Origin of the sequence: Methylocystis bryophila, assembly GCF_027925445.1 — a bacterium.
Taxonomy (GTDB): domain Bacteria; phylum Pseudomonadota; class Alphaproteobacteria; order Rhizobiales; family Beijerinckiaceae; genus Methylocystis; species Methylocystis bryophila.
The window spans coordinates 3551901-3570117 of the sequence record NZ_AP027149.1 but is presented as its reverse complement, the minus strand read 5'-3'; the positions used below and the strand labels follow the sequence as shown (position 1 = coordinate 3570117).

General features: G+C 62.8%; 16 protein-coding genes and 1 tRNA gene. 7 read left to right on the top strand and 10 right to left on the bottom strand.

The annotated features are described in order from the left end of the window. Positions 1–50 precede the first annotated feature (50 nt). Both QMG80_RS16445 and QMG80_RS16440 read left to right on the top strand, forming a co-directional pair. Complete coding sequence (locus QMG80_RS16445) at positions 51–1826, top strand: tetratricopeptide repeat protein (protein ID WP_245300029.1); 1776 nt, start codon at positions 51–53, stop codon at positions 1824–1826. Positions 1827–1950: 124 nt separating this feature from the next. Further along, complete coding sequence (locus QMG80_RS16440) at positions 1951–2319, top strand: hypothetical protein (protein WP_085770163.1); 369 nt, start codon at positions 1951–1953, stop codon at positions 2317–2319. A 71-nt stretch (positions 2320–2390) separates the two neighbouring features. Here QMG80_RS16440 and QMG80_RS16435 read toward each other — a convergent pair whose 3' ends face one another. Further along, positions 2391–2789, bottom strand: coding sequence for a c-type cytochrome (locus tag QMG80_RS16435; RefSeq protein WP_085770162.1), 399 nt, complete (start codon positions 2787–2789; stop codon positions 2391–2393). Positions 2790–3152: 363 nt separating this feature from the next. Between QMG80_RS16435 and mch the strand changes: the two genes are divergently transcribed. Continuing rightward, a complete protein-coding gene (mch, locus tag QMG80_RS16430; RefSeq protein ID WP_085773443.1) occupies positions 3153–4133 on the top strand; it encodes a methenyltetrahydromethanopterin cyclohydrolase in 981 nt (326 codons plus the stop codon). A gap of 149 nt (positions 4134–4282) precedes the next feature. On the opposite strand, the gene ccrA is transcribed toward mch, so the two are convergent. The 3 genes from ccrA to QMG80_RS16415 all read right to left on the bottom strand — a co-directional run bounded on the left by ccrA (position 4283) and on the right by QMG80_RS16415 (position 8491). Next, positions 4283–5512: a crotonyl-CoA carboxylase/reductase gene (ccrA, locus tag QMG80_RS16425; RefSeq protein WP_085773442.1), complete on the bottom strand. Its 1230-nt coding sequence runs from the start codon at positions 5510–5512 to the stop codon at positions 4283–4285. A 145-nt stretch (positions 5513–5657) separates the two neighbouring features. Beyond that, a complete protein-coding gene (locus QMG80_RS16420; RefSeq protein ID WP_085770161.1) occupies positions 5658–6779 on the bottom strand; it encodes a methyltransferase in 1122 nt (373 codons plus the stop codon). Positions 6780–6991: 212 nt separating this feature from the next. Next, positions 6992–8491: a phosphomannomutase/phosphoglucomutase gene (locus QMG80_RS16415; RefSeq protein ID WP_085770160.1), complete on the bottom strand. Its 1500-nt coding sequence runs from the start codon at positions 8489–8491 to the stop codon at positions 6992–6994. Positions 8492–8627: 136 nt separating this feature from the next. Here QMG80_RS16415 and QMG80_RS16410 point away from each other — a divergent pair. Beyond that, a tRNA-Gly gene (locus QMG80_RS16410) sits at positions 8628–8701 on the top strand. 423 nt (positions 8702–9124) lie between these two features. Beyond that, positions 9125–10030 carry an ion channel gene (locus QMG80_RS16405; RefSeq protein WP_085770159.1) on the top strand — a complete coding sequence of 302 codons (906 nt, stop codon included), beginning with the start codon at positions 9125–9127 and terminating at the stop codon, positions 10028–10030. A gap of 104 nt (positions 10031–10134) precedes the next feature. Here the strand turns inward: QMG80_RS16405 and QMG80_RS16400 are convergent, their stop codons facing one another. Beyond that, on the bottom strand, positions 10135–10368 hold the full coding sequence (locus QMG80_RS16400; RefSeq protein WP_085770158.1) for an FmdB family zinc ribbon protein: 234 nt from the start codon (positions 10366–10368) through the stop codon (positions 10135–10137). A 94-nt stretch (positions 10369–10462) separates the two neighbouring features. Then, a complete protein-coding gene (locus QMG80_RS16395; protein WP_085770157.1) occupies positions 10463–11308 on the bottom strand; it encodes a sterol desaturase family protein in 846 nt (281 codons plus the stop codon). A gap of 296 nt (positions 11309–11604) precedes the next feature. Here QMG80_RS16395 and QMG80_RS16390 point away from each other — a divergent pair, with 296 nt between their 5' ends. Beyond that, on the top strand, positions 11605–12783 hold the full coding sequence (locus QMG80_RS16390; protein ID WP_085770156.1) for a sensor histidine kinase: 1179 nt from the start codon (positions 11605–11607) through the stop codon (positions 12781–12783). Positions 12784–12819: 36 nt separating this feature from the next. Here the strand turns inward: QMG80_RS16390 and QMG80_RS16385 are convergent, their stop codons facing one another. The 4 genes from QMG80_RS16385 to dapD all read right to left on the bottom strand — a co-directional run bounded on the left by QMG80_RS16385 (position 12820) and on the right by dapD (position 16383). Beyond that, on the bottom strand, positions 12820–13620 hold the full coding sequence (locus tag QMG80_RS16385) for an enoyl-CoA hydratase-related protein (protein ID WP_085770155.1): 801 nt from the start codon (positions 13618–13620) through the stop codon (positions 12820–12822). Then, complete coding sequence (gene dapE / locus QMG80_RS16380) at positions 13617–14774, bottom strand: succinyl-diaminopimelate desuccinylase (RefSeq protein ID WP_085770154.1); 1158 nt, start codon at positions 14772–14774, stop codon at positions 13617–13619. The genes QMG80_RS16385 and dapE overlap by 4 nt, the downstream gene beginning before the upstream one ends. A 278-nt stretch (positions 14775–15052) precedes the next feature. Then, positions 15053–15526 (bottom strand): hypothetical protein, encoded by a 474-nt coding sequence (locus QMG80_RS16375; RefSeq protein WP_085770153.1) that lies wholly within the window; start codon positions 15524–15526, stop codon positions 15053–15055. Continuing rightward, positions 15526–16383: a 2,3,4,5-tetrahydropyridine-2,6-dicarboxylate N-succinyltransferase gene (gene dapD, locus QMG80_RS16370; protein ID WP_085770152.1), complete on the bottom strand. Its 858-nt coding sequence runs from the start codon at positions 16381–16383 to the stop codon at positions 15526–15528. Before dapD ends, QMG80_RS16375 begins: the two co-directional genes overlap by 1 nt. 297 nt (positions 16384–16680) lie before the next feature. Between dapD and QMG80_RS16365 the strand changes: the two genes are divergently transcribed. After that, entirely contained in the window at positions 16681–18081 is a 1401-nt protein-coding gene (locus QMG80_RS16365; RefSeq protein ID WP_085770151.1) for a UDP-N-acetylmuramate--L-alanine ligase, read from the top strand. Positions 18082–18217 lie beyond the last annotated feature (136 nt).

Sequence of the window (18217 nt, the reverse complement as noted above, 5' to 3'; positions counted from 1 at the left end):
CCGCGGCCGAAGCTCGTTTCGATGAAGCGGCGAACCCGGAACCCAATCACGTGCGATCCTCTCCTCCCTTGCTTCGACGCTCGTCGAGCTTTCTCTTCCTCTGCGCGCAGCTTCTCTGCACGCTTGGGGTGCTTCAATGCGGCGCGGCCGCCGCTGCGGCGCAGGCGCGCGAGCGCTTCTCGGTCGCGCGTCCTTTCGAGGTCGGCGAGAGCTCGTCGGGCAACATCCTTTCGGCGATCGTCGCCAATGAGGAGCGCGACACGCTCGCCGCTTCGACCTTCTTCCGCGAGGCGTTGCGCGTGGACCCGCGCAACAAGGATCTCGCCGAACGGGCGATGATCGCGGCGCTGGCCAATGGCAACTTCCCCGAGGCCTTCGACCTCGCGGGCAAGGTGTTGGTGCAGGACCGCAAGAATCCGGTCGCCAATCTGACGAGCGGCGTCGACGCCATGCTCCAGCACAAATGGGCCAAGGCGCGAGAAGGCATCGCCAAGGACGGCGGCGAGACGCCGATCGACGTGAAGAACGTGCTGCTTACCGCCTGGACCTACGCCGGCGAAAAGCAGGAGCGCCGCGCTCTGCAGACGCTCGATCAGTTGCGCGGCGAAGGGCTCTCGACGCTGCGCGACTATCATGCGGCGCTGATCGCGAATCTTTTCGGTGACAAGGTCGAGGCCGAGAAACGCTTTAAATCGGTCATGAGCGCCGACCGCACGGTGCTGCGGTTGATCGACGCCTACGGACGCTTCCTCTCGGGCCAGGGCGACAATGAAGCGGCCCGCCGCCTTTACAAGGCTTTCGACGAGGCCGTGCCGGGTCATCCGCTGGTCGTCGCGGCGCTCGCCGAGATCGACTCCGGTAAGAAGCTTCAGCCGATCGTGAGCAGCGCGGAGGAGGGCGCCGGCGAGGTGCTCTATGGCCTCGTCGCGCTCGGCGGCGGACGCCCGGGCGAAGAGCTGCCCTCGCTCATCTACCTGCGCCTTTCACAAGCGCTCGCGCCGCGCAACGAGCTCGCGCTCTTCACGCTGGCCGACATTTACGAGCGCATGAAGCAGGAGGAGTCGGCGATCCAGCTCTATGATTCGGTGCCGGAGACGAGCCCTCTGCGCGTCAACGCCGAAGTGCAGGCCTCGCTTTTGCTCGAGGAGATCGGCAAGAAAAAGGAAGCCGCCGAGCACTTGCAGGCGGTCGTCGACGCCTATCCGAGAAACGCCGACGCGCTGACCGCGCTCGCCAATCTGCAACGCTCCCGCAAGCTCTATGACCAGGCTGTGGACAGCTACACGCGCGCCTTGGCGATCGACGGCACGCCCGAGAAGGCGAAATGGCTCCTCTACTACTACCGGGGGATCGCCAATGAGCGGCGCAAGAATTGGCCGGCGGCCGAGGCTGATCTGAAGAAAGCGCTGGAGCTCAATCCGGATCAGGCTTCGGTATTGAACTATCTGGGCTATTCCTGGGTCGATCAGGGCGCCAATCTCGACGAGGCCTTCCGCATGCTGCGTCGCGCCGTCGATCTGAAGTCGCGCGACGGCTATATCGTCGACAGCCTCGGCTGGGCCTATTATCGCCTGGGTCGCTACGAGGACGCGGTGCGCGAGCTCGAAAGGGCCATTGATCTCAAGCCCGCCGATCCCGTCGTCAACGATCATCTCGGCGACGCCTATTGGCGCGTCGGGCGCAAGCTCGAGGCGCAGTTTCAATGGAATCACGCGCGCGATCTGGGCCCCGAGCCCGACGACCTGCCGCGCATCCTCGATAAGATCAAGAACGGGCTGGTTGAGAAGCCGGTGGCGGGCGAGAAGCAAATAAACAGGGGAGGCTGAGCTTCCCCTATCGCCTCTCGCGGGCAAAAGGCCATTCCGCCTGAACACAGCGTGATCTGGCGATTGGCGCCGTTGCGGCGCTCGACTATGCTGCGCTTGATAAGCTTCAGATAAGGAATCGTCGATGCGTCGCGCCCTGGTGGTGTTTCTTCCGCTCCTAGCCGTCTCCACAAGGGCTGAGGCGGCGCCCGTCACCCTGACCTGCTCGCTCGGTCAAGAGGGCATGCCCAAGCAGGAGCTTGTATTGGAGATCGAGGACGGCGGCGTGCGGCTGGGCTCGGACCATGAGAATATCGTCGACGCGCAGTCGCTCGAAAAGCGCTCGCTCGTCATCAAGAAGGACCTGATCTCCTTCCGCCAGATGTTCGCCGCCACGCGCGTCGCCTGGGATTGGAAGATCGACCGCGCGACTGGCAAGGTCACGCAAAAATACATCAACACAGAGACCGGCAAGCCCTTCCTCACGAAGACCGGAGACTGCACCGGCGGCTAGAGCGCCAGCAAAAAAAGCGGCCTCTGACGAGACCGCTTTTGTGTATGCGTTCTTTTTGTCGGAGCGACGGCTTACTTCTTCTTGCCGTCGGCGCCGAACTGCGAGAGATAGGCCCAAACATCGGCCTCATCCTTGTCGGAGGAGAGGCCCTGGAACACCATCTTCGTGCCGGGAACCTTCGCCTTCGGGTTCTTGATGAACTCCTGGAAGCTCGCCTCGTTCCAAGTGATGCCCGAGTCCTTCATCGCGTCGGAATAATGATAGCTCTCGACGGAGCCAGCCTTGCGGCCGTCCAGCCCGTTGAGCTCGGGCGCGATGGCGTTCTTCGCCGTCTCGCCAACCTGATGGCAGGCCTTGCATTTGGCGAAGACCTTCTCGCCCGCGGCGGCGTCGCCGGCGGCGAGCGCTGATCCGTTCAGCGCCACAAAGGCGATGGCCGTCGCCACGCTCAACATCGAAAAAGATTTCATTCCTTGTTCCTTTCCTCTTCCTAGCCGACCTTCGGCCGGCTCATGTTATTTTGCGAGCCTTTGACCACCCACACGCGTTGCAGGCTATAACGCAGCAACCATTGACACAAGGCGGCCGCTCAAATCAAGGCGGCCTCTCGAAGCCTTTGCCAATATGAGACAGTCCTTGCATATTCGTTACGGCGACTGAACACGGGGACGTCATCCCCTGCGAGCGCCTTGCCCTTCAATTGCGTAACCTTGCTTTCCACGCCGTCTCACGTCTCGGCGCGCGCGACTGCTTCCGTCCGGCGGCGAACCCATTTAGAGTCGCAGCCCGAGGCCCTCCAAAATGAGAAGGGCGTCGAGGTGAGGAACATCATCGTGACAAGAACATTGGATACGAGCAACCGCGTGATTGCGAGCGTCAATCTGCTCGCCGGCGAGATTGTTGACAGGATCGCCGCTGACCCTGGGCGTTATCGCGTCTCGGTTACGCGTGGCGAAAGCGGCGAACTCCTGATCGACGCCGGCGCAAAGGCCGCTGGCGGGATCGAGGTCGGTCTTCTGCTCACGGAAATTTGCATGGGCGGTCTCGGCCGCGTCGCGCTGATCCCGGCGCCCGGCGCCTCCAAATGGCCGTTCTGGCTCACCGTCTCCTCAAACGATCCGGTCGTCGCCTGCCTCGCCAGCCAATATGCTGGCTGGAGCCTGCAACACGAGAAGTTCTTCGCGCTCGGCTCTGGACCTGGACGCGCCTTGGCTCGAGTCGAGAAGCTCTTCGAGGAATTGCCCTATTCCGATAATGCGAGGCGGGTCACGATCGTGCTCGAAGGCGACACGCCGCCGCCGGCGGCGATCGTCGCCAAGGTCGCAAACGCGGCCAAGGTCGAAGCATCGGACGTCGCCTTCGTCTATGCGCCGACGCAGAGCCTCGCTGGCTCCGTCCAGGTTGTCGGCCGCGTGCTCGAAGTCGCCTTGCACAAGGCGCATGAGCTGAAATTCCCGCTCGAGCACATTATCGACGGCGTCGCCACGGCGCCCCTCTCGCCGCCGCATCCTGATTTCGTGCAGGCGATGGGCCGCACCAATGACGCGATCATCTACGCAGGCCGCGCACATCTTTTCGTGAAGGGGCCGTCGGACGCCGCCCGCGAGCTCGCCAAGAATCTGCCGAGCAGCAACTCGCGCGACTACGGCCGGCCCTTCGCCGAAGTGTTCAAGGCCTATAAGGGCGACTTCTACAAAATCGACCCCAGCCTGTTCTCGCCCGCCGAGGCAGTGGTCACGGCAGTGGAGACCGGCGAAACTTTCCGCGCCGGCGCGATCGACGAGAAGCTGCTCGACGCGTCCTTCGGGGGATAGCAGAAGAAGGGTGGTAGCCGCCTCCCTCACCCTCCCCCGCTTCGCGGGAGAGGGGAGCGGCGAAGGTTACGCGGAAAGCTGATGAAGCCCACAATCCGACTCCCTCTCCCGCGAAGCGGGGGAGGGCTGGGGAGGGGGCGCTTCGCGGCTTAGCTGCGCTTGCCCGCCTCGATCACATCCTCGATCGTGCGCAACCCCGCCGTGGGCGCGTTGACGAGCACGGCCATGTTGCCGGGCGCGTGCTCGTTCTTCCACATTTTTGTGTGCGCAAGCGGGATCTTCTCCCAGGGGAAGACTTCCGACATGCAAGGATCGACCCTGCGGTCGATCACGAAACGATTCGCCGCCGCCGCCTGCTTGAGATGCGCGAAATGCGAGCCTTGAATGCGCTTTTGCCGCATCCAGACATAGCGTGCGTCGAAGGTCAGGTTAAAGCCCGTCGTGCCGGCGCAGAAGACCACCATGCCGCCGCGCTTCACGACGAGGCAGGAGAGCGGAAACGTCTGCTCGCCTGGGTGCTCGAAGACGATGTCGACGTCCTTCTTGCCGGTGATGTCCCAGATCGCCTTGCCGAAGGCGCGCGAGTTCTTGGTCCACTCGTTGAACTCGGGCGTGTTGACCTTGGGCAATTGCCCCCAGCAACCCTTGAAATCCTTGCGATTGATGACGCCCTTGGCGCCGAGCGACATCACATAATCGCGCTTTGACTCATCCGAGATCACGCCGATGGCGTTCGCGCCGGCCGCGGCGCAGAGCTGCACGCCAAAGACGCCCAGTCCCCCCGACGCGCCCCAGATCAGCACATTGTCCGAGGGCTTCAGCCGGTGCGGCTCATGGCCGAAAAGCATGCGATAGGCGGTGGCGAGCGTCAGCGTGTAGCAGGCCGACTCCTCCCAGGTGAGGTGCTTCGGCCGCTCCATCAGCTGGCGGTCCTGCACGCGGCAGAACTGGGCGAAGGAGCCGTCCGGCGTCTCATAGCCCCAGATGCGCTGCGAGGCGGAGAACATCGGATCGCCGCCGTTGCACTCCTCGTCGTCGCCATCGTCCTGATTGCAGTGGATGACGACCTCGTCGCCGACCTTCCAGCGCTTGACCTTGGAGCCCACGGCCCAGACGACGCCCGCAGCGTCCGAGCCGGCGATGTGATAGGCCTGCTTGTGGACGTCGAGCGTCGAGATCGGCTGGCCAAGCGCCGCCCAGACGCCGTTGTAATTAACGCCCGCCGCCATCACCAGCACGAGCACGTCGTGGCTGTCGAGCTCCCAGGTCGGCACGACCTCGAGCTTCATCGCGTCTTCCGGGGGGCCATGCCGTTCCTTGCGGATCACCCAGGCGTACATGGACTTCGGCACATGCCCGAGCGGCGGGATTTCGCCCATCTCATAGAGGTCTTTGAGGGGCGCGGCTTCGGTCTTCGTCAACGCAGAGGCTCCTTGAGGAAAAACGGGTGTTTTGGCCGGCGTTCCGGCCGGTTGGGGCGCATTCTTATACGGGAGCGGCGCCGATGGATAGGGCGCCTCGGGCTCAGCCGGCTTTGGCGACGATGAGGCTCGTCGCCGCCGGAAGCGGCGTCTTGACGAGCCTCGCGTCCGCAAAGCCGGCCGCGTTGAGCAGCGCGGCGATCTCCTTGAAACGCCTCGGCTCGCCGCGTCCCATCGCCAGCGTGTAAAAGGCGTAATAAGCGCAGAGCGCTTCCGCCCCCTTGGCGTCGGAGATTGCTTCCACAATCAGCAATGTCCCGTCGCCGGACAGCGCGCGGCGCACGTTGCGAAGCAAAGCTATCGCCGAAGCATCGTCGTGATCATGCACGATGCGCACGAGCGAGATCGCGTCGGCGCCTTGCGGCAGCGAGTCTTTGAGAAAATCGCCGGAGAAGATCTGCGTGCGCTCCGCCAAACCCGCCGCCGTCAGCCGCGCTTTGGCGCGCTCCGCGACCGCGGGGAGATCGAAGAGCATGAGCTCCAGCTCCGGCGCCCGGGCCGCGGCGGCTTCTAAAAACGCGCCCTCGCCGCCGCCGACGTCAAGGAGCCTTCGATGCTGGCCGATGTCGTAAGCAGCGAGAGCCGTCTCGCTCCAGAGCGGGTTCGACGCCGCCATGAGCGCGCTATAGGGAGCGACGGATTCGGCGTTCAATTCCTGCGGCGCGACGTCGCCGGAGTAGGGCCAGTAGCGCGAGAGCCGCGTTTGCGTTTTGCCCCGCAGGAGCGCGACCGGGTCGGCGAGATCGGCGTAAAAGATCGGCTGATGCGCAATCAGCGCCAGCGCCTCGGGCGTGCCGATCAGCGCCGCCCCCAAATCGCCGAGGCCATAGCGTCCATCGCGCCGCCGCGAGGCGAGGTTGAGCGAGGTCGCCGCCTCCAGAAGACGTCGTGCAGCGCTCGGTTCGAGTCCGAGCTTCGGCGCCAACGCATCGGCGGTTTGCGGTCCGGCGCGAAGCTGCTCGAGGAGCTTCAGCTCTACGCAGGCGAGAAGCGTCTGCGAATAGACGAAGCCCGCGCAGAGATCGAGCATCGCCTTGGCGCGGCGGCGCGCAAAGCCGCGCGTGAGCGGATTGGCAAGCAGACTCGCACGAAATTTCGGATCGGCGAGCTTTCTGTCACGCCACTCGCGCAAGTGGTCGAGAAGGGAGGACAGGGTGCTCGACATATTCAGGCTCGCATCACGAAGAGCGGGCGTCCCCCTCTCCCCGCCTGCGGGGAGAGGGAAGGGGAGAGGGGCCTGGGGCGCATATCGGAAGAGAGCTGAAAGCGCGCCGCAGGTTGTGAGCAAAAGTCGCAGAGAAACCCCTCGCCCCTCACCCTAGCCCTCTCCCCGCTCGCGGGGAGAGGGAAAATGCCGGCGAGTAACGGTTTCTTCGCTCAAATCGTCTGATTATACGCGCCGACTTCCGGGTTCTCGCGCAGCACCTTGTCCACCGCGTGGAACATCTCGCGCATGCGCGCTTCCGACGCCGGACTTTCGACGACGACCACCAGCTCGGGCTTGTTTGAGGATGCGCGCACGAGACCCCAGGTGCCGTCGCCCACCGTCACGCGCACGCCATTCACCGTCACGAGGTCGCGGATCGGGCCGCCGAGGAAGGAAACGCCGTCGGCCTGCATCTTCTTGAAGCGCTCGGTCACGCGATCGACGACCGTATATTTGATCTCGTCGGCGCAATGCGGCGCCATTGTCGGCGAGCCCCAAGTCTTCGGCAGTGCGGCGTAGAGATCGGACATGCTCTTTGTTGGATTGCGATCAAGCATCTCCAGCACATGCAGCGCCGTGAGCAGGCCATCGTCATAGCCGCGTCCGATCGGCTTATTGAAGAAGAAATGCCCGGACTTCTCGAAGCCCGCGAGCGCGCCGAGCTCGTTGACCCGACGCTTGATGTAGGAATGGCCGGTCTTCCAATAATCGGTCTTGACGCCGCGTCCGATAAGCTCGGGATCGGTTGCAAAGAGCCCCGTCGACTTCACGTCGACGACGAAGCGCGCATCGGGGTGCACGCGCGAGAGATCGCGCGCCAGCATCACGCCGATCTTGTCGGCGAAAATCTCCTCGCCCTTGTTGTCGACGACGCCGCAGCGGTCGCCGTCGCCATCGAAGCCTAAGCCTACATCCGCTCCGCTCTCGCGCACCTTGTCGGCCATCGCATGCAGCATGTGCATATCTTCGGGATTGGGATTGTAGCGCGGGAAGGTGTAGTCGAGCTCGACGTCGAGCGGAACGACCTCGCAGCCGACGCGCCCCAGCAGTTGCGGCGCGAAGGCGCCGGCCGTGCCATTGCCGCAGGCGGCGACGACCTTGAGCTTGCGCGTGAGCTTCACGTTCTTGGCGAGATCGTCGAGATAGCGCTGGCCGAAATTCTCGACGTAATGATAGGAGCCGCCACTCGCCTCGCGATACTTGCCGGAGAGCACGATCTCCTTCAGGCGGGTCATCTCGACGGGACCGAAGGTCACGGGACGCTGAGCGCCCATTTTGACGCCGGTCCAGCCATTGTCGTTATGCGACGCCGTGACCATGGCGACGGCGGCGCAATCAAGCTCGAACTGCGCGAAATAGGCCATGGGCGAGAGCGCGAGGCCGATATCCTGGACCTTTACGCCCGCCGCCATGAGACCGGTGACCAGCGCTAGCTTGATCGACGCGGAATAGGAACGATAGTCGTGGCCCGTCGCTAGCTCCAAGGGCGCGCCCATTTCGTGCAGCAGCGTCCCGAGCCCGAGTCCCAGCGCTTGCACGCCCATCAGGTTCAGCTCTTTCTCGAAGAGCCAGCGCGCGTCATATTCGCGAAAGCCGGTGGCCTTGACGAGCGGCGTCGTCTCATAGGCGAAAGTGTTGGGCTTCAATTCGGCGACGGGCTTCGGGAACATAGGCGATTCCTAGGAAAGCGGCGGGCGGGCGTTCCTAGCGCAAAGGGGAGTGGGCGGCAATGACGGCGCCGCCCTGAGCGCGACTGTCGAACCCCCCTTGGCCCAGAGCATGAAACTCTGTTATCTCTCCACTCGCGCGGGTGTAGCTCAATGGCAGAGCAGCAGCTTCCCAAGCTGAATACGAGGGTTCGATTCCCTTCACCCGCTCCAGTATTTTTGACGTATTGAATCGATATTCCTCGCATCTCCGACGTTAGCGATCGTTTTGGTAAGTCGATGGGCAAGTCGCAATCGATAATTTGCGAGAAGGCTGCCGGGCGAGCTCGCTTCGCCGCTATATTTTTATTCTGGGCTTGAACGCGAAGGCGGCTTTCCAAAGCGCGAAATGCGTTTTCGGTCAGGATATGCTCAAAGTTTTGATCTGGAGCTGAGTCCTTTTCGATCGCTTGATTCGGGACGCGCTCGAGAGCGCTTTCCCCTCGACTGAAGCCGCTAGAGCGACAAAAAATCGCGTTGTCTCAATGAGTTGGGACGCGACCACTCTCGCGCCATTTTTGCTGGGTTCGCTCCGCAGAGAATTGTTTTGCGCGCCTTCGTTCTGAGGGCGCCGGCGCTCGAACTCACGGATCCGCGGTGAAATCAAACGAGCCACATAGCAAGCTCAAGAACCGCGAGGCGACGATGCGCGTCGGCGCTTTCGAGATCGTCAAGCGTGGCGTCGCCCGCTACGATCTGACCGACCCCTATCATTTGGCCGTCGGGCTCAGCTCGAAGGAATTCGCTTTCGTATTTCTCGTATTGGGCTTCGGCATCAACGCCGTCTTCGCTCTTCTCTATCTGGCGAGCCCAGGCTGCATCGCCCATGTGCGGCCGGGATCCTTCTCCGACGCATTCTTTTTCAGCATCGAGACTCTCGCGACTGTGGGCTATGGAACCATGGTTCCTGCGACCTTCTATGGCCATGCCGTCTCAGCGATTGAAATCCTTTGCGGCATGGTCTTCGCCGCGATCATGACCGGCCTGTTGTTCGTCCGCTTTTCCAAGCCGAGATCGAAGATATGCTTCGCGGATCGGGCCGTCATCACAACACGCCGCGGCGCGCCGACCTTGATGGTGCAAGTCGCCAATGGGCGCACAACCTTGCTGACCAGCGCCGTGGCGCGATTGGTCGCCGTGTTGCCGGAGGAGAACGCAGAGGAGATGCCGCTGCGTCAACTGCATGATCTCGTTCTGTCGAACGGCGCCCTGTCGTTGTTCTCGATGACGTGGACGGTGATGCACGAAATCGACGAGAATAGTCCTCTCGCCGGCTATGACCCCGATCGCTTGAGGGGCGACGACGTGCGCCTCGTTCTTAGCATCGAGGCGCGCGACCACCTTATCGGCGCCGTTGTCCATGACCTACGCATCTACGGTCCGGACGATATTCTGCATGGGATGCATTATGCCGAAACCGTCACCCTTGACGATCGACTGCGCCCCGTCGCCGATCTCACGCGGTTGAGCCTCGTCGAGCCCGACTCGCCGCCGCAGCTCTGATCTCGTGATTTGATGACCTAAGGCGCCCGCGCCAATGGACTCGGGTGCGGGCGTGCCGGCCCGGCTTAGACCTTCCGGGCGGGGCGGGCTTGCGTGGGGCCGTCTCACGCCGCGTCGTTGAAGGCCGGACAGGCGCCGCAGGGCGTCCCACCATTCATCGCCGCGCAGGCCGGCGCGCTGTCGCCCGTGTCGCCGCCCGGGGCAGGCTTGGCGATGAGGGACAACTGCCGCTCCAGCTTCTCACTGCCACAGGAGGGGCAGGCGGGCGTTTCGTCGGAGCGAACCAGCGTCTCGAATTGATGCGCGCAGTCGGCGCAGGCATAGGCATAAAGCGGCATAGGACCTTCCTGAGTTCGGAGATCCTAAACATGGCGGTTAAGGCTTCTCCGATCAAGCGGGCCTTTGCGCGCGCCGCGTCTTGGAGAAGCTGCGTCAATCGCTTGAGAAATTGGCGGCCCGCTTTCTCGTGGAAGTCGCACCGAGGCGCGGCAGCAGGTGCAGCATCCTCGCAAAGCGCGCTTCCGTCACGAAAGCCAGACTGAAGAGCTGCACAAAATTCTCCGCCTCGGCCAGTTCCAAGCCAATCTTCTTGGGCGCCAGTTCTTTCCGCGTGCCAAATACTATGTCCCATATGGCGAGCACGATCCCATAATTGCTATCGTGCTCGCTGCGCAGCGTGGAATGATGAGCCCGGTGCAGGGAGGGGGTAATCACGACGTATGATAGCCATTTTTCCCCGGGCAGAGACACGTTCGCATGATGGAAGAACACGAAGAGCATTCGCAGAAGCTCGCAGACGATGACGACATGCGCGCCGACACCGATAATGACAGTGCATAGACATTTGAAAATGACTTCAAAGAATTGATCGACAATGTGAAACCGCAGCCCCGTGGAGACGTGGATGCTCTTGTCGCTGTGATGAATCTTGTGGAACCTCCATAGATATTCTGATTTATGCCCGAAGAAATGCCAAACATAAACCGCAAAATCGAACAAAATAAATGAGAAGATCAATTTAAATAAATTGTTATTGAAGTGACTTAAGAGGCCGTAGTGCGAGTAATTTGAAGCAATAAGTAGCAAGCTTGTCGCTGAAAAAATATTCATCGTCATCGTATTAAATAAAAAAGCTGATGTATTCGTAGAAAAAGACTGTCGCAGGCGTCTTGCTGAGAATTTTCTATGGGGATGCCACTTTTCCAGCAGAAGCAGCAATAGGAAGGCCCCAAGCGCGATCGCAAAAAGAACGTTTTCGATCCGGAAAGCTACGTTCATCGCTCGTCACTTCCTACCGATTGCTGCTGACCGGCCACAGCTCTAGCTTGGCGACAAGGATTCGCCTCTCCCTCGGAGAAGCTGGAGACGAATTCCTCGCCGTCAACCCTGTCCCTCGCTTGTTTTTTCGAGCGGCTATCCGGAATGATCTCATGTTGATTCTGGCGTAGCGAAGGACCAGATTCAACGGAAGCGCTTCTGAACGAGCTTTAAAACCATTGAGCGTGTCAATTTTTTCTAGAAATCGCTTCGTGCGTTTGGGGAAGGCGCGCAAGCGGAGCCACGGGGAAAGATCAATGCTGACTCTAGGAGCCGCCAAACCGATTTCAGCCGGGGCGCAAGCTTCGGTGGGGTGTCCGATCGCGAGCGCCTTCAACTTTGTGGGCCATGGCTTTTTTCAAAACTACGCCCGCTGGTCGCCGCAGGTGGTGGAACTGGAGCCCTTGTCGGAGGGGCCGATTCGCCCCGGCGTCAGAGCGCGGCAGGTGACGCTCGATCGCGGCGTCCGCAGCGAATCGACCTTCGAGATCGTGCGCTTCGGTCCACCCCAGCTCATCGGGATCGCGGGAATTTCGGAGCCGTTCAAATGCTCCTATGAATTTCGGGAGGAGGCCCCTGGATCCACGAGGCTCGATTTCAGCGTCGAGATTCAGGAACAGGACCTCTTCATGCGTCCGTTTGCGGCGCTTTTTCGTTCGACGCTGAAAGAGGGGGCTGAGCGGACAGTCGAGAACATCAAGCAGCTTTTGGAAAGCCAATATGCGAGCGCCTCGAGTCCCGAGCGTCTCGCCCAATTCGTCTACGTGGCCTCGCTCGATCTCCAGGAGCCTCTGCGTAGAATCGAAGCCTTTTCGGAGCTGCTGGAGCAAGCGGTCGCTTCTTCCAATAAGAAGGACATGGCCTATGCGAGAAAGGCCATGCGAAGCTGTGCGGAAAGCGCGCGCAAGCTCGTCGACGATTTGTTGATCTACTCCTCGACGATCTTAGGCGAGCAAAGGCTGGAGGCGGTCGATCTCAGAGAGGAGATCGACGCGATCGTGAATCTCCTGTCGGACTCGATCGTCGAGAGCAAGGCTCAGGTGAACGTCTCCATGCCGCCCACGCGGATTATGGCGGATCGGTCGCAGCTTGCCTGCCTGCTGCAAAACATCATCTCGAACGCGATCAAATACGGCAAGCCGGGCCAGGCGCCGAGGATCGACATCGCCGCGGCCCCGATCGGCGAGGGGGCCGTCAATTTGACGATCATCGATCACGGCGTCGGTTTCAGGGAGGAATTCGCGCAAACGATTTTCGAGCCGTTCAAGACGTTCGGCGGCAAGAGCGAGTATGCCGGAACAGGAATAGAGCTCGCCATTTGCAAATCGATCGCGGACCGCCATGGATGGGGGATATCGGTGAAGGCTCGGCCCGGCCAGGGCGCGGCGTTCTCCTTCTCTATCCCGATTGTCGCTAGGGACGCAGTCCTGCGCTGAACCCGCCTTTCCGAGAACGCAACAGCGCGTGTCGCCTCATCGCCCCGAAAACTTCGGTTCACGTTTTCCCAAAAATGCCGCGCGGCCCTCTTCGAAATCGGCGCTGTCGAAACAAACGGCGGCGAGCCGCGCGCAGTCCTCCCCCGTGGGCGCGCCGGGAGCGCGAATCGCGGCGCGAATCGCGGCCTTGGCCGCGCGCAAGGTCAGGGGCGCATTGGCGGCGATCATCGCCGCGAGCGCGGTGATCGCCTCGTCGAAACCCTCGCTCGGCAAGAGCCTCGCCACGAAGCCGCGTTCGAAGGCTTCCCTGGCGCTGAGCCGGCGCGCCGTGAAGAAGAGCTCCATTGCGGTCTGCGCGCCCAGCGCCGTCGTCACATAGGCCATGGCTTTCGGCGGATAGCCGAGGCCGAGCCGTCCCGCGGGGATGGCGAAGACCGAATCCTCGCGCGCGATACGAAGGTCGCAGGAGGCCGCAAGGCCCACGCCTCCGCCCATGCAGAAGCCGCCAATCGCGGCGATCGTGGGCTTCGCGGCCTGCGCCAGCGCGTCGAATGCGGCGAGATTGGCTTCTTCATAAGCGCGGCCGCCATCGGCCGTCGCGCGCAGGGTCGAAAACTCGGATATATCGGCGCCCGAGCAGAAGGAGAGCCCCTGGGCTGCGCCGAGCACGATGACGCGCGCGTCGTCGCGCTCGTCGAGGGCGCGCATGATCTTGGGGAGCGCGCGCCACATCTCATAGTCGAAGGCGTTGCGGCGCGCCGCATTGTCGATGAGGATGCGCGCGACATGGTCCGCGACCTCGACCTTTATCTTTGACGTCGGCGAAAGACTCGTCATGGCCGTTCGAAATAGAGATCGAGGATGCGACGATAGACCTTGGTCAGGCCGTCGATATCGTCGAGCGCGGCGTTTTCGTCGATCTTGTGGATCGACTCGTTTGTGAGGCCGAATTCGACGACCTCGCAGTCGCGCACGATGAAGCGCGCGTCCGAAGTGCCGCCGGTGGTCGAGAGCTCGGGCTTGCGGCCCGTCGCTTCCTCCACGGCGCGTGAGACGAGCGCGACGAAGGCGCCCGGATTCGTGAGGAACGCTCTGGCGTTGCAGGGCGTGAAGTCGAGCTGCGCGGCGGCGCCCACAGCCTGCGCCGTGATTGAGCGGATTTCGTTCTCGAGCCGCTCCGGCGTCCACAAATCGTTGAAGCGGATGTTGAAGGCCGCGGTCGCCCGCGCCGGGATGACGTTCACCGCCGGATTGCCCACGTCCACCGAGGTGAATTCGAGATTTGAAGCGCCGAAATGCGCGGAGCCCTCGTCGAAGCGATGGTCCGAGAGCGCGGCGACGAGGCGCGCCATCTTCGGCACGGGGTTGTCGGCGCGCTCGGGATAGGCGACATGGCCTTGCACGCCCTCGATCGTGACGCGTCCGCTGAGCGATCCGCGCCGGCCGATCTTCATCATATCGCCGAGCGCCAGAACACTGCTCGGCTCGCCGACGATGCAGTGATCGAAACGCTCGCCCTGTTCCTTGGCCCAGTCGAGGAGCTTCGCGGTGCCGTTAATCGACGCGCCTTCCTCGTCGCCGGTGATGAGGAAGGAGATCGCGCCTTTCGCGCTCCCATGCGCGGCGACAAAGTCGCGCGCCGCGACGGCGAAGGCCGCGACGGCGCTCTTCATATCCGAGGCGCCGCGGCCCCAAAGCCGCCCGCTCTCGATCTCGCCGGCGAAGGGATCATGGCGCCAGCGCTTGGCGTCTCCCGGCGGGACGACATCGGTATGGCCGGCGAAGACGAGATGCGGCGGGCCTTGGCCAATTTTGGCGAAGAGATTGTCCACGTCCGGCGTGCCGGGCTCGGTGAAGATTTTTCGCGTGCAAGCGAAGCCGGCCGCCGTCAGAAATCCTTGCAGCACGTCGAGCGCGCCGGCGTCGGCTGGCGTCACCGAAGGGCAGCGGATCAGATCGCGGGCGAGGGCGACGGAGGGGGAGAGGGACATCAGGGGGCTGCGTCGATGAGGGCGCGAGCCAGTCCCCTCTCCCCGCTCACGGGGAGAGGGCTAGGGGTCGTGGCGGCGGAGGTATTGCTGTCCGCGCCCCCGGGCCCCTTACCCCGACCCTCTCCCTGCAAGCGGGGACAGGGAGGGCGTCGGGCCTGCCGGGATTCCGCAAGCGGTTTCGAACGCGCATAAGAATTCTCGATGGCAGGATTCTCCTTGCTCATGAGCCCCGTTTCTCACCGCCGCGCTGCGCGCGGGTCCTGTTGCCGTCGAAGCCGCTATCCCTTCTTCACCCCGAGCTCCCAGGCCGTCCAGGCGGCGACGGCCATGAAGGCCGCCTCCGAGCCCCATATCGCCCAGGTCGGCGCGTAATCCGCCAGAAAGGAGCTCAATATCGGCGCGAGTCGCAACGCGGCGGCCAAATAGGCGACCAGAGGCGCGAGACTGGCGAAGCCGAGCGGGCTCGGCCAGCGCAGCGCGCGAAAGCGCTTGGCCGTGAGATTCATGTAGCTCGCGCCGATCAGCATGAGGGCGACGCCATAAAGCACCGCATAGAAATACGCGAGGAAGATTTCCGGCGCGAAGAGCGGGTCTTTCGATAGATCATGGACGATGTGGTGGCGCGCCCACAACCAGGGCAGGGTCAGGAGCAAGACGAGGCCGGCCATATAGGCCGCATATTTTCCCCATGCGGCGCGGTCGATCTCGCCCTTGTCCTGCTGGAACAGGAAGTGGAAGCGCTCGGCGTCCATCAGTCCCTCAATAGCTCGTTGATGCCGGTCTTGGCGCGGGTCTGCGCATCGACGGTCTTCACGATCACCGCGCAGTAGAGGGAGGGGCCCGATTGGCCGTCGGGCAGGGACTTGCCGGGAATATTCCCCGAGACGACGACGGAATAGGGCGGCACATAGCCAACATGAACCTTGCCGGTCGAGCGGTCGATCACCTTGGTCGAGGCGCCGATGAAGACGCCCATGGAAAGCACCGATCCCTTGCCGATCACGACGCCTTCGACGACCTCGGAGCGCGCGCCGATGAAGCAATCGTCCTCGATGATCGTCGGATTGGCCTGCAAGGGCTCCAGCACGCCGCCGATTCCGACGCCGCCGGAAAGATGCACGTTCTTGCCGATCTGCGCGCAGGAGCCGACTGTGACCCAGGTGTCGACCATCGTTCCCGAATCGACATAGGCGCCGAGATTGACGAAGGAGGGCATCAGGATGGCCCCAGGGGCCACATAGGCCGAGTGGCGCACGATCGCGCCGGGGACGGAGCGAAAGCCCCCGTCCGCATGCTCCTTGGCGCCCCAGCCCGTGAATTTCGACGGGACCTTGTCCCACCAAGTGGCGCCGCCGGGCCCGCCCGCGATCACGTTCATGTCGTTCAAGCGGAAGGAGAGCAGCACGGCTTTTTTCAGCCATTGATGCACGCGCCAAGAGGCGGGTCCCTCCTCGCCCTCGATCTTCTCGGCGACGCGCAGCTTGCCGCAATCGAGGAGGCGCAGCGCGCTCTCGACCGCATGGCGGATGTCGCCCTGTGTCGACGGCGTGATGTTCGCCCGGTCCTCGAAGGCGGCGGTGATGAGGCTCTCAAGTCCCGTATGCGGCATGCGTGGCGCTCTCCTTAAATGTGTTGCGCGGTTTTAGGCCGAGCTTGCGGGGAGTCAATCGGGCGTTCCGATCAGGAGCCGTCTCGAAGGAGGCGAGCTCGGGAAAGCGAACGGTAGTCCGCGCTTGGCGGCCCATCGAGACGCCGCCTCGCGGGCTCCCGGGGCCTGGGATTTGGGGATGCGACCTTCACCTCATCGCGCCGCGGCCGCCGCGGCTCCGCCTTGGAAAAGGCGCCATGTTGCGAAAATCTCCGCTCGAATCGCAAAAAATCCCGAAATTTTGGCTCCAAGGTCCAGATGCTCGCACAGAATGTTCATTTCATCGGCATCGCCGGCGCCGGCATGAGCGCGGTCGCGAAGCTTCTCCGCGATAGCGGCGTCAGCGTCACCGGCTCCGACGAGGGCGTCTATCCGCCCATATCCGATTTCTTGACGGCGGAGGGTTTGCCCTATGTCGTCGGCTATAGCCCGGCCAATATTCCCCCTCAGACCGATGTCATCGTCATCGGCAAGAATGCGCGGCTCGTGTCGGCGACCAACGCTGAAGTGCGTGCGGCTTTCGACAGCGGCAAAACCATTCTCTCCTTCCCCGAAGTGCTGACGCTGCTTGCGAAGGGTCGCGAGACGGCCGTGGTGGCGGGCAGCTACGGCAAATCGACCTGCGCCGCTTTGCTCGCGCATGTGCTGGAGCAAGGGGGGGTGGACCCGTCCTTTTTCATCGGCGCGATTCCGCTCACGCCGTCGACGAGCTCGAGGCTTGGCGCCGGCAAGATCTTTATCCTGGAGGGCGACGAATACCCCTCCTCAAACACCGACTCGCGCGCGAAGTTTCTGCACTATCGGCCGAAATCTCTGTTGCTCGCGCCCTTGGCGCATGATCACGTGAACGTCTATCCGACGATCGAAGACTATCTGCGGCCCTTCGCTCAACTGGCCGAAATGCCCGAGCAGATGGTCGCTTGCACGGAAGGCGCGCTCAGCGGACAGTTTCTCGCGAGCCTGCGCCGTCCCGTCATCACCTATGGTCTGGGGACGGGCGATTACGTCGCCGCCAATATCGCCTGGGGCGCCACGACGCATTTCGATTTGACCTATCGGGGGGCGAGGGTGATGCGCCTCGCGACGTCGCAGCTCGGCGAGCACAGCATTCAAAATATCGTCGGCGTCGCCGCCTTCGTGCTTTCGCAAGGACTCCTCGGCGAGGGGGTCTTCGCGCGGGGCGTCGCCTCGTTCAAAGGCGTGCGCCGTCGCCTCGACCTGAAAACGGAGAAATCCGCAATCCCGATATTTGAAGGTTTCGGTTCGTCTTACGAGAAAGCGCGCAGCGCCATCGCCGCCGTGAAGCTGCATTTCCCGAAGCGTCGCCTCGTGGTCGCCTTCGAGCCGCACGCCTTCAGCTGGCGCAATCGCGAGGCGCTGGCCTGGTACGACGACGCCTTTAGGGGCGCGGAGACGGTCTTCGTCTATGAGCCGGCGACGCAAGGCGCGGCGACGCATGCGCAAGTGACGCAAGCGGAGATCACGGCCCGGATCGCGGCGAGTGGAATCAACGCGATCGTCCTGCCGCATGTCGATCCCGCGCCGGTTGTGGGCGAAAGGCTCCGCGCGGACGACGTCGTCCTGCTGCTGACCTCCGGCGCCCTCGGCGGCTTGATCGAGACGCTGCCGGCTCTGGCGGAGAAGATGTTTCCCGCCTAGGGCCTGACGCAAAAATACTCGGTTTTTCAGTGTGTTATGGCTTTGAGGCAGAGTTCCCCCGCTCGCCCGCGACGTCGTCGTCAATCCGTCATCAATTTGCAAAGCCGGCTCGTTAGCAGGCTGAACCGTGACTGTC

Bases quoted from the DNA above. Each gene is read 5' to 3' on its own strand.
- QMG80_RS16440 (WP_085770163.1), top strand. From the start codon at position 1,951: ATGCGTCGCGCCCTGGTGGTGTTTCTTCCGCTCCTAGCCGTCTCCACA.
- QMG80_RS16435 (WP_085770162.1), bottom strand. From the start codon at position 2,789: ATGAAATCTTTTTCGATGTTGAGCGTGGCGACGGCCATCGCCTTTGTG.
- ccrA (WP_085773442.1), bottom strand. From the start codon at position 5,512: ATGGGCGAAATCCCGCCGCTCGGGCATGTGCCGAAGTCCATGTACGCC.
- QMG80_RS16420 (WP_085770161.1), bottom strand. From the start codon at position 6,779: ATGTCGAGCACCCTGTCCTCCCTTCTCGACCACTTGCGCGAGTGGCGT.
- QMG80_RS16415 (WP_085770160.1), bottom strand. From the start codon at position 8,491: ATGTTCCCGAAGCCCGTCGCCGAATTGAAGCCCAACACTTTCGCCTAT.
- QMG80_RS16400 (WP_085770158.1), bottom strand. From the start codon at position 10,368: ATGCCGCTTTATGCCTATGCCTGCGCCGACTGCGCGCATCAATTCGAG.
- QMG80_RS16395 (WP_085770157.1), bottom strand. From the start codon at position 11,308: ATGAACGTAGCTTTCCGGATCGAAAACGTTCTTTTTGCGATCGCGCTT.
- QMG80_RS16390 (WP_085770156.1), top strand. From the start codon at position 11,605: ATGCTGACTCTAGGAGCCGCCAAACCGATTTCAGCCGGGGCGCAAGCT.
- QMG80_RS16385 (WP_085770155.1), bottom strand. From the start codon at position 13,620: ATGACGAGTCTTTCGCCGACGTCAAAGATAAAGGTCGAGGTCGCGGAC.
- dapE (WP_085770154.1), bottom strand. From the start codon at position 14,774: ATGTCCCTCTCCCCCTCCGTCGCCCTCGCCCGCGATCTGATCCGCTGC.
- QMG80_RS16375 (WP_085770153.1), bottom strand. From the start codon at position 15,526: ATGGACGCCGAGCGCTTCCACTTCCTGTTCCAGCAGGACAAGGGCGAG.
- dapD (WP_085770152.1), bottom strand. From the start codon at position 16,383: ATGCCGCATACGGGACTTGAGAGCCTCATCACCGCCGCCTTCGAGGAC.
- QMG80_RS16365 (WP_085770151.1), top strand. From the start codon at position 16,681: ATGCTCGCACAGAATGTTCATTTCATCGGCATCGCCGGCGCCGGCATG.